The sequence below is a fragment of the Streptomyces malaysiense genome (assembly GCF_000980885.2).
In the GTDB taxonomy this organism is placed as follows: domain Bacteria; phylum Actinomycetota; class Actinomycetes; order Streptomycetales; family Streptomycetaceae; genus Streptomyces; species Streptomyces malaysiense.
Genome location: NZ_LBDA02000019.1, coordinates 123888 through 136900, shown reverse-complemented (window position 1 = coordinate 136900; position 13013 = coordinate 123888). Strand labels below are relative to the sequence as shown.

Here is a 13013-nt window from a genome sequence, read left to right as displayed (position 1 = left end):
CCGGTCCGTGACCGCCGCCCCGCGCCCCGGCGGCCCGCTACCCAGGGCGTACGGCTCCGAGCACCGGGTTGGACGCCACCGGGGAGATCTTGATCCTCGTGCCCGGTCTCGGGGCCTGGACGACCTTGCCGCCGCCCGCGTAGATCGCCACGTGGGTCGCCTCCGGGAAGTAGATCACCAGGTCTCCGGGCCGGAGTTGGCGCAGGGGGACGTGGCGCAGGTGCCGCCACTGTTCCTGGCTGGTGCGGGGGATCGGGGTGCCCGCGTGCCGCCAGGCCTGGGAGGTCAGGCCGGAGCAGTCGTAGGACGAGGGGCCCTGCGCGCCCCAGACGTAGGGCTTGCCGACCTGTCTCAGGGCGAAGCGGACGGCGCGTTCGCCCTGGCCGGAGGCCGGGCGGTCCGCGGCGAGGGAGCCGGCGAGCGCCTGCTGGGCCGCGCTGACGCCCTGCTTTTCGAGGCGGTCGACGGCGGCGAGCTGGTCCGGGCCGAGGGAGGCCAGGAGGCGTTCCAGGTCGGCGAGTTTCGCCTGGACGGCGTCGCGCTGCTTCTTCTGCCGCCCGGCGAGGGCCCGCTGGGCGTCGAGGGCCTTGCGGGCGGTGCGGGCGACGGTGTCCGAGTGCCGCTCGGCCCCGGTCAACCGGTCGACCGTACGGGCGCGTTGGCGGGCCAGTTCACCGAGCACATGGCCCTCGTCCAGCGCGCGCTGCGGATCCGGGGCGAGCAGCAGACTGATGTAGGGGCCGAGGCCGCCGGAGGCGCCCTGGTACTGCTGGCGGGCCAGCCGGCCGGCGTCGGCGCGGCCGGCCTCCAGGGCGCGCCGGGCGCGGCTCAGCTCCTTGTCGAGGCGGGCCGCCTCGGACTTCTGCCGGGCCAGCCGGTCGGCGGTGGCGTCGTAGGCCTCGGTGGCCTGCTCGGTCTGCCGGTACAGCTTCTGGAGGTCCGTCAGCAGCTCGGAGACGGAGCGCCGCGGCTCCGGCGCGGCGGTGGCGGGCACGGGTGCGAGGACGGCCTGGGCCGCCACCGTGGCCGTACAGGCCAGGCGCACAAGCTTTCCTGACACGACATCACCTCGGGTGCGGAAGGGGTGGGCGCATTGCCGTCCCCTATCCGACCCCGATAATCAGACGTATCCCCGCGGGGCGCGCGCCGGGTGTGCGCGGTTCGGCGCAACCCTGTCACCCTTGGGTGTCACCCGGCTTGCCGGACGGCTTGGACCAGGGCCAGCGCAGGCGTCCACCGGTGGTGTCGTCGGGGTCGTACTCGTACTTCCACCCCTGGATCAGGCCCAGTCGCTTGCTGTGGCCGCGGGGCACACGCCGGTAGACGTACACCGCGGGCGGGCCGCCCTCCGGGTCGGGGACGGGGATGCGGTACGTCTTCGGCGGGTGTCCGGTCGGCCCGAGCAGGACGGGCAGCACGCGTCCGTCCATGGGGCCGCCCTCGAACGGGGTCTCCTGGCTCTTCACGGTCTCAGTCTCGGCCATCTCGCGCGAGGGCGCCCACGACGGCGGCCGTCTCCTCGTCGCGGGTCGCGGTGACCGACAGGGCGGCGACGAACTGGTCCACCAGCCAGTCGCGCAGTTCGCCGGCGGGCGGCTGCTTGTCCTCGTCCAGCCAGATCAGGGAGGCCGCCTCGACGGCCGTGATCCACATCCGGATGGTCATGCGCAGCCGGGGCCCGGGGTCGGTGGCGCCGAGGTGGCTGAGAATGTGCTCGGCGGCGGCCCGCCGTACCCCGTCCACGATGGCCGTGGTGCGCGAGGTCTCCACCACGCTGCCGCCGCGCAGCAGTGCGGCGAAGCCGGTGTCGTGCTCGTCCACGAAGGCCAGGTAGCGGGTGAGGGCGCGGGTCAGCCGGGCCAGCGGGGAGCCGGTGCGCGGCTCGTCGAAGCACTGCCGCAGCTCGTCCGCGGCCGACCCCAGTGCGGCCTCGTACAGCTGCTGCTTGCCGCCGGGGAAGTACCGGTAGACCAAGGGCCGCGACACTCCGGCCGCCTCCGCCACGTCGTCCAGCGACACGTCCTCGGGCGCCCGGTGCGCGAACAGCGACAGCGCGGCGTCGAGCAGCTGGCGCCGGCGCTCCTCGACACTGAGCCTGCGGTAGGCGGGGGTGGCGGTCTGGGGGGTCATGCCACGCAGCGTAACTTGCGCGCCCGGGAGCGCGCGGGGTGCCGGTCGGCCTACCGCGCTCGACAGCGGGGGTGGTCCGCGGATACACACGGGGGACATCGGACGAGAAGGAGTACGGGATGACGGTGCGGGTGCTGAGGGCCGGGGAACGTCCGGCGGCGCCGTGGAAGAACGGGGGCGGACTGACCCGTGAGATCGCCGCGGCCCCTAAGGGGGCGGCCATGGCGGACTTCGCCTGGCGCGTCAGCCTCGCCGATGTCGTCAGGGGCGGCCCGTTCTCCCGTTTCGAGGGGGTCGACCGGGTCATCACCCTGGTCGACGGCCCCGGCATGGTGCTGACCGTCGACGGGACCCCGCACACCGTGGCCGAGCCGTACGTCCCCTTCGCCTTCCCCGGGGACGCCGCCACCGACTGCCGGCTGCTCGGCGGCCCGCTCGTCGACTTCAACGTGATGACCCGGCGCGGCCGGGCCGCCGCGCGGGTGGAGATCGTACGGGGGCGGACGGCCCTGCCCGCCCCGGCCGCCGGGGCCGAGCTGCTCGCCGTCGTGCTGGAGGGCTCCGCCGTCCTCGAAGCGGCCGGTACGGCCCTCGGTCGCCTCGACGCGGCCCTGTTCACCGGAGCCGGCGAGGAGGCCCCCGAGGAGGCCGGCGACGAGGTCCTCGACGTCGCCGGTGTCGCCGCGCTCGTCGTTCTCACCGGAGCGACCGAGGGGTCCTAGGGCATCCGCGTTGTTACCAAGTGCGGACGGAACCGGGTGAACTGCGCTGTCACCGGCCTCATCTGACGGGGCGTAGGAATGAGAGCCGACACCCAAGGGGGACTTCGATCATGACCGCTCGCAGTGTTCGCCGTACCGCTCGTACCACCGGCCTGGTGGCCGTCGCCGCGGCCGCGGCGCTCTCGGTGGCCGCCGTCTCCGCGCACGCCTCCACGTCCGCCTCCAGCGGCGCGCACCGCACCGGCGTGCCGGTCACCGCGGCCGGGAAGTCGTCCCCGGAGCGCACCCAGAAGCTGCCGGACGGCAGCACCGCCGAGATCTACCGGCTCGGTTCCCAGGACTACCGCGTCAAGATCGTCGACAAGGGCTCGGTGCTGGCCACCCTGGACACGAACGGCCATGACGCCGGGCTCGACGCCAACGACATGTTCATCGTGCTCACGCTGGGCGGCGAGGTGCACGCCTGGATGGGCGGCGGCCACCAGGGGCCGGGCACCTTCAAGGTCGCGGGCGGCTGGACCGTCAAGGTGGCGAAGCTCGGCGAGCTGCGCTACCGCGCGCGGATCATCGGCCACGACGGCGTGGCCGCCACCATCGAGACGAAGGACCAGCACGACGTGGGCCTCGACGCCAACGGCGTGTACATCGTGCTCAGCGCCGGCGGTGTGCTCAGCGCCCACGAGTAGGAGGGCGCCGGTACGCCGAAGTCCCCGCCGGACCGGAGGAGTTCCGTCGGCGGGGACTTCGCGTGCCCGGCTACGCCAGCAGCCCCGAGGACTGCCACAGCCGTCGCCCGACGCCCCGCAGCACGCCGATGTCGTCCAGGAAGTCGGTCAGCCGCTTCGCGCCGGTCTGCATGACCTCGCGGCGGTGGCCGCTGGCCTTGACCTGGGCCATGGCCTCGCGCTTGTCGAGGCCGACGTTGGTGTACACCTCCGGGTTGACGAAGGCGACGGAGAAGACGCGGGCGAACTCGCCGGAGGTCACCCGGGTGAACTCCTGGGACCAGCGCGGGGCGGTCACCATCTGGCGGCGCAACTCCTCACGCGCGTACCGCACATGGCGCGCCTCCTCGACCACATGGATCCGCGTCACGCCCCGGACCAGTGGCTGCACCCGCTCGTCCGGGAAGGTCAGGCGCTGCATCCAGTCCAGGACCTCCTCGCCCAGCAGGGTCGCGGTGAAGGAGCCCGGGGTGGTGGAGATGGTCTTGAAGAGGCGGCCCAGGTTCAGGTGCGCCCTGCTGACCGGGTACCAGGGGGTGTCACCGCGCTCGATCAGGCGCGCGAACATCTTCGAGTGGCGGCACTCGTCCTCGATCTCGGTGAGGGCGTAGCGCACATGCGCGCTGGTGGCGGACTTGTCGTAGATGTGCCGCACCAGCAGCTGCATCAGGATGAGTTCGAACCAGATGCCGAGCGAGCCCAGTGCCGCCGCCTCGTGCCGGGAGAGCAGGATGCGCTGCTCCTCGCTCATCCGCCGCCACATGGGCGTGCCGTACAGCGAGACCAGCTCGGGCGGCCAGAACCACTTGCCCTCCTCGAAGGGCGCGTCCCAGTCCAGCTCCTTGTCGGGGTCGAAGGAGTGCTTGGCGGAGGAGGCCAGCAGCCGTTCGGCCACCTGCTCCCGGTCCTTGAGCAGGCCGAGCGCGTCGCGCAGGCCGTCCAGCGCGTCCGCTTCCGTCAGGGTCGTCATGGCTCCCTCACCTCGTTACCCGGGGGTATGTCGTCCGGTAACTTATGAGACTGCCTGTCAGTAAGGGCGTCAATCCCCTGCGCATGACTTGTTGACTTCGCGTCTACGTGTGAGCCTGCGAGATATGTCCACCCATGAGCTGTACGCCAACGAACCCGGAGAGCCCACCTGGCAGGTGCCCGCGTCCGGCGCGGCCCGGTTCAGCTGGGAGTACGACGACGGCCGCGAGCGGCTGCTGGCCCTGTATCAGAAGGGCAAGGACAAGCAGTGGGACGCCACCCGGCGCATCGACTGGGATCTGGAGGTCGATCCCCACGACGTGCTCGGCACCCCCGACGAGGCGACCGCCCTGTACGGGACGCCGTACTGGGACCGGATGAGCGAGCGCGACAGGGGCGAGCTGCGCCGGCACTTCGCCTCCTGGCAGTTCAGCCAGTTCCTGCACGGCGAGCAGGGCGCGATGATCTGCGCGGCCCGGATCGTGGAGTCGGTGCCCGACCTGGACGCCAAGTTCTACTCCGCGACCCAGACCATGGACGAGGCCCGGCACGCCGAGATCTACAGCCGGTTCCTGGAGGAGAAGGTCGGGCTCGTCTACCCGATCAACGACAGCCTGCGGTCGCTGCTGGGCGACACCCTGCGCGACAGCCGCTGGGACATGCCCTACCTCGGCATGCAGGTGCTCATCGAGGGGCTGGCGCTCGCCGCCTTCGGCCTGATCCGGGACACCACCGACAAGCCGCTGCCCCGGCAGATCCTCACGTACGTCATGCAGGACGAGGCCCGGCACGTGGCCTTCGGCCGGATGGCGCTGCGCGACTACTACAAGCAGCTCACCGACGCCGAACTGCGCGAGCGCGAGGAGTTCGTCGTCGAGGGCTGCTATCTGATGCGCGACCGGCTGCGCGGCGTGGAGGTGCTGGAGAACTTCGGCATCCCCCGCGCCGAGGCCGAGGAACTCACCGAACACACCGAGTTCCTCCAGCTCTTCCGCAAGCTGCTGTTCAGCCGCATCGTGCCCTGCGTCAAGGACATCGGCCTGTGGGGCGAGCGGCTCAAGCGGGCGTACGTCGACCTCGGCGTGCTGGAGCTGGGCGACGTGGACCTGGAGCGGCTGATGGCCGAGGACGAGGAACTGGCCGACCAGCTGGACGCGCGGCGCTTCGCACGGGAGGAGCGGGCGCGGGTCGCGGAGGTGGGGGAGGCGATCGAGGCGGGAGCGGAGGAGGGCTGAGCGGGCCCCGGGGACTCGGGGGAGCGCGGCGGGCCGGGCGCCGACTCGGTGCCCGGCCGTTCACCCCCGTGCAGTAGCGTGCTGGCGTGTCCATGCCTCCGTCGCCGCAGCAGCCGCCGTACCCGAACCAGCCCGGTTCCCCTTACGGCCAGCAGCCTCCTTACGGCCAGCAGTCCCCCTACGGTCAACAGCCCCCTTACGGGCAGCAGTCCCCCTACGGGCAGCCCCAGCCGCAGAACCCCGGTCCGTACGGGGGCTCGCCGTACCCCCAGCAGGGTCCCCAGCCCGGGGGCCCGCAGCAGCCGCCGTACCAGGGCTGGGGCGGCATGCCGCCCGTCGTGCCGCCGCCCCCGAAGAAGAGCCGGGTCGGCCTGATCCTCGGGATCGTCGGCGGTGCCGTCGTGCTGATCGTGGGCGGTGTGGTCGCGCTGGGCGCGATCGGCTACAAGGCGGCGACCACCTTCCCCGACGCCAAGGAGGAGCTGACGCTGCCCAAGACGCTGCTCGACGGGAAGTACGCGTTCGACAAGGACCTCTCCGGTGCCGACGGCCAGGCGATCGAGAGCGAGGCGGACTCCTCCTGGAACGCCAAGGACGTCCACGCCGTGGTGGGTACGTACACCCTGGGCGGTGACGTGACCAAGGGCAACCTGGTGGTGTCGGGCATGTACGGCCGGCTCAAGGACACGGACCAGATCCGCCGGAACATGATGAAGGGCGGTGCCGAGAGCGCCGGCACCACGGTCGCCGTACCCGCCAAGGACTTCGACCTGGGCATCACCATCAGCTGTGAGGTGCTGGTCCAGGACCACGCCGGCACGAAGATCACCATGCCCTCCTGCGCCTGGGCCGACGGCAACACGGCCGCCACGATCGCCGTCGTGGACATGGGCGCCATGTCGCAGGACCCCTCTCAGGTCGACCTGGCGGCGCTCGCCAGGCAGACCCTCCAGGTCCGCTCCGAGGCGGTCAAGCCGATCGGCTGACCGCCGCCGCCTCCCCGGGCGCGAAGGGCGCCCGCAGCGTGAAGGCGTACGGCGTCGGGCCGTGCGCCCTCAGGTGCAGCAGCCGGTCCTCCGCCTCGGCGACCGCCGGGCGGTGGCCGGCCGGCACCCACCACAGTGCGGTCACCGCCTCCTGGAGCCGCTCGAAGAACTCCCTGCGCCGGGCCAGCAACTCCCGGTGCAGGCCCCGGTACATGAACGCTTCCAGCGCCTCCGGGTCCCGCCACACCGACATGTTGACGATCATCCACTCGTCCCCGAGCACCGGGACGTCGGTCGCGTTGCCGGAGTCGCCCCGCAGCCGCCACACGAAGCCGTCCGAGGCGTCGGCGACCGCGTTCACCGGGTCGAGTCCGTCGACGAAGTCCTTCAACTCAGCCGATTCCAGCGGGTGTTTGAGGCGGGCGATGTTGACCTGGGCCAGTTCGTACGCGGGTGCGGTATCCGTCATGGTCGCACCCTATGGAGATGACGGGCGCCCGCGGCAGCCCCGTCTCACCGGCCGAGCACCGCCCGCATCACGTCCCGGGCGATCGGCGCGGCGTCACCCCCGCCGCTGATCTCGCCCCGGTCCGCCGAGGCGTCCTCCACCACCACCGCGACCGCGACCGCCGGCTCCACCGCGTCCTGGTCCCGCGCCCAGGAGACGAACCAGGCGTACGGCAGACCGGTGTTGCCCACACCGTGCTGCGCGGTGCCGGTCTTGCCGCCGACGACGGCACCGGGGATCGCGGCCTGGGTGCCGGTGCCCTCCCGCACCACCCCGGTCATCAGCTCCTTCAACTGCTCGGCCGTGTACGGGCGCATGACCTGGCGCACCGGGTGCGTCCCGCTCCCCGAGACCGTCTCGCCGTCGTGCCGCGTCGTCCGCTCCACCAGGTAGGGCGTGCGCAGCCGCCCGTCGTCGGCGACGGCCGCCGCGACCATCGCCATCTGGAGCGGGGTGGCGCGGGTGTTGTACTGCCCGATCGAGGAGAGCGCCAACTGGGCCTTGTCCACGTGCGGGTCGAAGGTACTGGGCGCGACCGGGAAGGGCACCCGCACCTCGTCGTCGTTGAACCCGAACGCCTCCGCCATGGCCGTCATGTCCCGCACTCCGACGTCCACGCCCAGCTTGGCGAAGACCGTGTTGCAGGACCACTCGAAGGCGTCCCGCAGCGAGGTGTCCGCGCAGCCGTCGGCCTCGTTGGTCAGCCGGGTGCGGGTGCCGGGCAGCCGGTAGGGGTCGGGGGAGTCGGTGCGCGCGTCCGGGTCGGTGACCACACCCGCGTCCAGTGCCGCCGCCGCGGTGACCACCTTGAACGTGGAACCCGGCGGATAGGTCTGCCGTACCGCCCGGTTGAGCATCGGCTTGTCCGGGTCGCCGTTGAGCCGCGCCCACGCGGAGGCCACCGACTCGGCGTTGCCGGAGAGCTGGGCCGGATCGTACGACGGGCTCGTCACCAGCGCCAGGATGCGCCCGGTCGAGGGGTCGATCGCGGCCACCGCGCCCTTGCGGCCGCCGAGTCCCCGGTAAGCCGCCTCCTGCGCCGCCCGGTCGAGGGTCGTCACGACGTTCCCGCCCGGATCGAGGCTGCGCGTCAGGTCGTTCCAGAGCGGCAGCGGCGCGAGCATCGGGTCGGTACCGGAGAGCACCCCGTCCTCGGCGTGCTCCAGGAAGGTGGTGCCGTACGACTGGGAGGCGAAGCCGGTCACCGGGGCGTACAACGGGCCGTCCTGGTAGGAGCGTTCGTAGCGCAGCTGCTCATGGGTGTCCACGGAGCCGGTGACCGGCTTGCCGCCGACCAGGATGTCGCCGCGCGGCTGCTGGTAACGGGCGATGGCCGCGCGGCGGTTGGCCGGGTTGCCGGTGTAGTCGCCGGCCTGGACGAGCTGCACCCGGGCCGCGTTCACCAGCAGCGCCGCGAGCAGCAGGGTGCAGAACGCGCACGCGTGCCGGATGTACCGGGCCATCGGCCGCCCGCCCTCGCCGCCCATGCCCGTGTACTCGCCCACCGGATTCCGTCTCACGGCGCCTCCCTGCCGTCGTACTGGCTGCGCGCCGAGTCGCTCACCCGGATCAGCAGGGCGACGATCGCCCAGTTGGTGACCACCGAGGAGCCGCCCTGGGCGAGGAAGGGCATCGCCATGCCGGTCAGCGGGATCAGCCCGGTGACCCCGCCCGCGATCACGAACACCTGGAGCGCCAGGATCGAGGCGAGCCCCACCGCGAGCAGCCGCCCGAACGGCTCGCGCAGCGCGAGGCCCGCCCGGTAGCCGCGCTCCACCAGCAGCGCGTACAGCAGGATGATCGCCGCCAGGCCCACCAGGCCCAGCTCCTCGCCGGCCGTGGCCAGGATGAAGTCCGACTTCGTGGCGAAGCCGATGAGCACCGAGTGCCCGAGCCCGAGCCCGGTGCCCAGCAGCCCGCCCGCCGCGAACGCGAACAGCGACTGGGACAGCTGGTTGGGACCTCGTCCGGCCTCGATGGTGGCGAACGGGTGCAGCCAGTCCGCGATCCGGCCGCCCACATGCGGCTCCACCCGGCCGACGGCCACCGCGCCCAGCACGGCGAGCACCAGCCCCACCGCGATCCAGCCGGTGCGCCCGGTCGCGACGTAGAGCAGCACCACGAACAGCCCGAAGAACAGCAGCGAGGTGCCGAGGTCCCGTTCCAGGACCAGCACCCCGACGCTGAGCAGCCAGATCGTCACGATCGGCCCGAGCACCCGGCCGGTCGGGAACTGCATCCGCCAGATCCGGCGGCCGGTGTACGCGAGCGCGTTGCGGTTGGCGGCGAGGTACGCGGCGAAGAACACCGCCAGCAGCACCTTCGCGAACTCGCCGGGCTGGATGGAGAACCCGGCGATCCGGATCCAGATCCGGGCGCCGTTCACCGCCGGGAAGAGACTCGGCAGGAGCAGCAGGACGAGCGCGGCGACCACGCACACGTAGGAGTAGCGCTGGAGCAGCCGGTGGTCGCGCAGCAGCAGGACGACGACGATGAACAGGGCCACCCCGAGCGCCGACCACACCAACTGGGCGGGGGCGGCCCGGTCGCCCGGTGTCTCCAGGTCCAGCCGGTAGATCAGCACCAGGCCGAGCCCGTTGAGCAGCACCCCGATGGGCAGCGGCAGCGGATCGGCGTACGGCGCGCGCAGCCGTACGGCGAGATGGGCGAGCAGCGCGAGCACCCCGAGCCCGGCCCCGTACGCCAGCGCACCCGGCGGCACCCGCCCGGACCGGGCCAGCCCCACGGCGCAGTAGCCGTACACCGACAGCGTGACGGCCAGCACGATCAGCGCGAGCTCGATGCCGCGGCGCCGGGGCAGCCGGGCGACGGGTACGGCGGCCTGGGCCGTCGCCGCGGCGGTTCCGGCGTCGGTCATACCGCGAACCTACCTAAAGCAGACTATTTCACCGCACTACAACGCGCCCTGAAGGGCCGCGGGGCCGCGTTCCCCCACGGCGATCCGGCCACCTGGGCGCGAGGGGCCGCGTGCGGCCGGGCACCCGCCGGCGAACCGGGCCGCCCGGTTCCTACGGCGTCTGCGGCGAAGCGACCGGCAGGACGAGCGTCGCCACCGCGCCCCCGTCCACCGCGTTCCGGAACGACAGCCGCGCCCCCAGCACCTCCGCCTGCCCCACCGCGATGGTCAGCCCGAGCCCGTGCCCCTTCGCCCCGCCCTCGGTGCGGAACCGCTGCGGCCCGTGCGCGACCAGGTACTCCGGATACCCGTCCCCGTGGTCCCGTACGGTCACCACCGGCCCGTGCACCGTGAGCCGCACCGGCGCCGCCCCGTGCTTGTGCGCGTTGGCCACCAGGTTCCCCAGCACCCGCTCCAGGCGCCGCCGGTCCGTCTCCACCAGTGCGTCCCGTACGACCCGCACCTCGGTGTCCGTCCCCGAGCCCCGCACCACCCGCTCGGCGAGCGCCCCCAGCTCCTCGGCGTCGGCCTCCAGCCGCTCCCGCCCGCTGTCCAGCCGGGAGATCTCCAGCAGGTCCTCGGTGAGCGTGCGCAGCGCCGCCACCCGGTCCCGCACCAGTTCCGTGGGCCGTCCGGGCGGCAGCAGTTCCGCCGCCGCGTGCAGCCCGGTGAGCGGGGTCCGCAGCTCGTGCGCCACGTCCGCGGTGAACCGCTGCTCGCTGAGCAGCTTGCCCTGGAGCGAGGAGGCCATCGAGTCCAGCGCGGCGGCCACCGCGGCCACCTCGTCCTGGGGGCGGCCCGGGTCCTTCGTGCGCGGGTCGTCGACCCGTGCGTCCAGATCGCCCGCGCTGATCCGGCGGGCCACCCGCGCCGTGCCGTGCAGCCGCCGGGTCACCCGCGACACGGCGAACACACCGACCAGCACGGTCGCGCCGATGGCGAGCGCGGAGGACCACAGGATCGAGGTGTCGAGCCCGGCGATGGTCCCGGACTGCTGCGAGTAGTCGATCTCCACGGCGAGCGCCCGGTGCCCCTGGACGGGGCCCGCCGCCCACATGGTCGGCCGCCCCCGGTGCCTGGACACCATGGTGCCGCGCCGCCCGGAGGCCGCGAGCGTGCGCAGCGAGTCCGGCAGCCCCTCCGGGTCGACCCCGGCACTGGGCAGCAGGGTGTCCCCGGCCTCGTAGGCGCGGGTGGCGTCCGCGAGCCGGGACAGCGCGAGGTCGCGGGCCTGGCCGACGGTCTGGTCGGTCACCGAGACGTGCACGAGCACGCCGAGCAGCGCGGCCAGCGCGCAGCACATCACGATGATGAACCCGGCCGCCCGTACGGCGAGGGGCCCGGCCCAGCGGGCCAGCAGCAGCCTCATGGCGCGCTCGGGTAGGCGGCGGGGGAGGCGGACGGGCGCGGGGAGGGGCCCGCCCTGTGGACACGGCGGCCCGCGCCGGTGTGCAGGTACTCGTCGCGGGAGAACACCATCGCGCGCTGGCCGGGGTCCCACTCCCAGGTGGTGCGGTACTCGTAGCCGGAGATGTCCGCCGGGTTGCGCTCGATCAGCGCGCGCCCGGCCAGCTCCACGCCGAGGATCGCGTCGTTGTCGGCCAGCACCTGCACCAGGTGGCTGCCCTCGACGGTGTAGACCCGGACCGCCGTCTGGTTGGTCGGGTAGAGCCGGAAACCGAGGGTGAGGTCGGGCCGCCCGTCGCCGGTGAGGTCCCGGTAGTACGGCTTGAGCAGCGGGCACAGCGCCCGGTCGCCGCCCGCGCGGCAGTCCTTCACCCGGTCCACGGTCCCGTGGAACGCCCCCTTGGACCCGTAGTCGGTGGGGTGCGCCTTCAGCTCCGCCTCGACGATGTCCACCGGATCGATCCGGCGTATGTCGCCGCCGGGCACGGTCAGACCCTTGACGGTCTCCCTGGTGGCCACGTCGTACGGATAGGCCGGGCTGGATGCCGGGCGCAGGTCGGGCCAGAGCTTGGCGGGGCCGTCCGCGGTCTGGGCCGGCCCGGCGCTCTGCAGCTCCCCGGCGTCCCCGCAGGCCGCCGCCGTCGCCGACAGCAGGGCGACGGCGGCCGCGGCGAAGGCGGTGCGCACAGGGCGACGGACGGGCACGATGCTCCAGGGGCGATGGTTTTGCAGGTCAGTAGGCCAGTATGCACATAGATTCCAAGGAAGCCCCTTTTCGTCCGTTCTGTGCACCTGATCCGCACGTCCCGGCTCCGGGTGCCGGGACAGAGAGGCTACTCGGCCAGTTCCTCGACGAGCCGGACGGTATGCAGACCCGCGCGCAGGTACGCCACGAACAGCTCGTTGTGCAGCGCCCACGCCGAGCGGCGGGCCCGGATCAGCCGGACGGCCTCGTCCGGCGCGCCACCCCGCTGGACCAGCGCGTGCGCCACGACCAGGCCCGAGCGGTTGTACCCGTGGTAGCAGCGCACCAGCACCCGGCGGCCCGCGTCCAGCGCCTCGTTCGCCGCCCGCGCCAGCCTGATCACCCCGGCGAGCTGCGTCCCGTCCAGCGGTCCGTCCGGTATCGGCCACACCCGGTGCTCGACGCCCGCGTCCGGGCCGTGGCCCGGCAGCCGCAGCAGCGACTGCACCACGTCGAACTCGTCCCGTACGACGGCCGTCTCCAGCCGTCCCGTACGCCCCCGGTACTCGTGCCCGCCCATCCACAGGCCGGGCACGATCTCGCTCCACGGGTTCCGTGGAGCCGGCACGTCGGGCTGCATCCCGCGGGTTCGCACCGGCGCCTCCCCAACTCCCCTGCGCAGGGCCGCTCTCCACGGTAGCCGGTCTTGCCCCGGAAGCACCCGGCCTG

14 protein-coding genes are annotated in these 13013 nt (G+C 72.9%); 4 read left to right on the top strand and 10 right to left on the bottom strand.

The annotated features are described in order from the left end of the window. Window positions 1-37: 37 nt before the first annotated feature. The 3 genes from VT52_RS10415 to VT52_RS10405 all read right to left on the bottom strand — a co-directional run bounded on the left by VT52_RS10415 (window position 38) and on the right by VT52_RS10405 (window position 2130). Window positions 38-1060, bottom strand: coding sequence for a C40 family peptidase (locus tag VT52_RS10415; protein ID WP_046418507.1), 1023 nt, complete (start codon window positions 1058-1060; stop codon window positions 38-40). Between the two features lie 115 nt (window positions 1061-1175). After that, window positions 1176-1466, bottom strand: coding sequence for a hypothetical protein (locus VT52_RS10410; protein ID WP_046418629.1), 291 nt, complete (start codon window positions 1464-1466; stop codon window positions 1176-1178). Between the two features lie 4 nt (window positions 1467-1470). Further along, entirely contained in the window at window positions 1471-2130 is a 660-nt protein-coding gene (locus tag VT52_RS10405; RefSeq protein WP_046418509.1) for a TetR/AcrR family transcriptional regulator, read from the bottom strand. A 119-nt stretch (window positions 2131-2249) separates the two neighbouring features. Here VT52_RS10405 and VT52_RS10400 point away from each other — a divergent pair, with 119 nt between their 5' ends. Both VT52_RS10400 and VT52_RS10395 read left to right on the top strand, forming a co-directional pair. Beyond that, a complete protein-coding gene (locus VT52_RS10400) occupies window positions 2250-2852 on the top strand; it encodes a HutD/Ves family protein (protein WP_046418511.1) in 603 nt (200 codons plus the stop codon). 110 nt (window positions 2853-2962) lie between these two features. After that, on the top strand, window positions 2963-3538 hold the full coding sequence (locus VT52_RS10395; protein ID WP_046418514.1) for a hypothetical protein: 576 nt from the start codon (window positions 2963-2965) through the stop codon (window positions 3536-3538). Window positions 3539-3608: 70 nt separating this feature from the next. Here the strand turns inward: VT52_RS10395 and VT52_RS10390 are convergent, their stop codons facing one another. Continuing rightward, window positions 3609-4547 (bottom strand): AurF N-oxygenase family protein, encoded by a 939-nt coding sequence (locus tag VT52_RS10390; RefSeq protein WP_046418516.1) that lies wholly within the window; start codon window positions 4545-4547, stop codon window positions 3609-3611. 124 nt (window positions 4548-4671) lie between these two features. Between VT52_RS10390 and VT52_RS10385 the strand changes: the two genes are divergently transcribed. Further along, window positions 4672-5781, top strand: a complete 1110-nt coding sequence (locus VT52_RS10385) for a ferritin-like domain-containing protein (RefSeq protein WP_046418519.1) — start codon at window positions 4672-4674, stop codon at window positions 5779-5781. A gap of 92 nt (window positions 5782-5873) precedes the next feature. Then, window positions 5874-6767 (top strand): hypothetical protein, encoded by an 894-nt coding sequence (locus VT52_RS10380; RefSeq protein WP_107481285.1) that lies wholly within the window; start codon window positions 5874-5876, stop codon window positions 6765-6767. Here the strand turns inward: VT52_RS10380 and VT52_RS10375 are convergent. The 6 genes from VT52_RS10375 to VT52_RS10350 form a co-directional block, all read right to left on the bottom strand. After that, entirely contained in the window at window positions 6751-7236 is a 486-nt protein-coding gene (locus VT52_RS10375) for a DUF3291 domain-containing protein (RefSeq protein WP_046418523.1), read from the bottom strand. The two genes, VT52_RS10380 and VT52_RS10375, sit on opposite strands and share 17 nt — an antisense overlap. 44 nt (window positions 7237-7280) lie before the next feature. Next, window positions 7281-8738, bottom strand: a complete 1458-nt coding sequence (locus tag VT52_RS10370) for a penicillin-binding transpeptidase domain-containing protein (RefSeq protein ID WP_167377679.1) — start codon at window positions 8736-8738, stop codon at window positions 7281-7283. Between the two features lie 53 nt (window positions 8739-8791). Beyond that, on the bottom strand, window positions 8792-10153 hold the full coding sequence (locus VT52_RS10365) for an FtsW/RodA/SpoVE family cell cycle protein (protein ID WP_046418527.1): 1362 nt from the start codon (window positions 10151-10153) through the stop codon (window positions 8792-8794). Window positions 10154-10304: 151 nt separating this feature from the next. Further along, window positions 10305-11561 carry a sensor histidine kinase gene (locus VT52_RS10360; protein WP_046418528.1) on the bottom strand — a complete coding sequence of 419 codons (1257 nt, stop codon included), beginning with the start codon at window positions 11559-11561 and terminating at the stop codon, window positions 10305-10307. Next, window positions 11558-12304 (bottom strand): hypothetical protein, encoded by a 747-nt coding sequence (locus VT52_RS10355; RefSeq protein ID WP_046418531.1) that lies wholly within the window; start codon window positions 12302-12304, stop codon window positions 11558-11560. The genes VT52_RS10360 and VT52_RS10355 overlap by 4 nt, the downstream gene beginning before the upstream one ends. A 128-nt stretch (window positions 12305-12432) precedes the next feature. Further along, the gene (locus VT52_RS10350) at window positions 12433-12939 is read right to left on the bottom strand and encodes a protein-tyrosine phosphatase family protein (RefSeq protein WP_046418533.1); all 507 of its coding nucleotides are present in this window, start codon (window positions 12937-12939) and stop codon (window positions 12433-12435) included. Between the last annotated feature and the right edge of the window lie 74 nt (window positions 12940-13013).

What these genes read in the sequence shown, in the direction of transcription:
- VT52_RS10405 (WP_046418509.1), bottom strand. Translation starts at nt 2,130, where the DNA reads ATGACCCCCCAGACCGCCACCCCCGCCTACCGCAGGCTCAGTGTCGAG.
- VT52_RS10400 (WP_046418511.1), top strand. Translation starts at nt 2,250, where the DNA reads ATGACGGTGCGGGTGCTGAGGGCCGGGGAACGTCCGGCGGCGCCGTGG.
- VT52_RS10395 (WP_046418514.1), top strand. Translation starts at nt 2,963, where the DNA reads ATGACCGCTCGCAGTGTTCGCCGTACCGCTCGTACCACCGGCCTGGTG.
- VT52_RS10390 (WP_046418516.1), bottom strand. Translation starts at nt 4,547, where the DNA reads ATGACGACCCTGACGGAAGCGGACGCGCTGGACGGCCTGCGCGACGCG.
- VT52_RS10385 (WP_046418519.1), top strand. Translation starts at nt 4,672, where the DNA reads ATGTCCACCCATGAGCTGTACGCCAACGAACCCGGAGAGCCCACCTGG.
- VT52_RS10380 (WP_107481285.1), top strand. Translation starts at nt 5,874, where the DNA reads ATGCCTCCGTCGCCGCAGCAGCCGCCGTACCCGAACCAGCCCGGTTCC.
- VT52_RS10375 (WP_046418523.1), bottom strand. Translation starts at nt 7,236, where the DNA reads ATGACGGATACCGCACCCGCGTACGAACTGGCCCAGGTCAACATCGCC.
- VT52_RS10370 (WP_167377679.1), bottom strand. Translation starts at nt 8,738, where the DNA reads ATGGCCCGGTACATCCGGCACGCGTGCGCGTTCTGCACCCTGCTGCTC.
- VT52_RS10365 (WP_046418527.1), bottom strand. Translation starts at nt 10,153, where the DNA reads ATGACCGACGCCGGAACCGCCGCGGCGACGGCCCAGGCCGCCGTACCC.
- VT52_RS10360 (WP_046418528.1), bottom strand. Translation starts at nt 11,561, where the DNA reads ATGAGGCTGCTGCTGGCCCGCTGGGCCGGGCCCCTCGCCGTACGGGCG.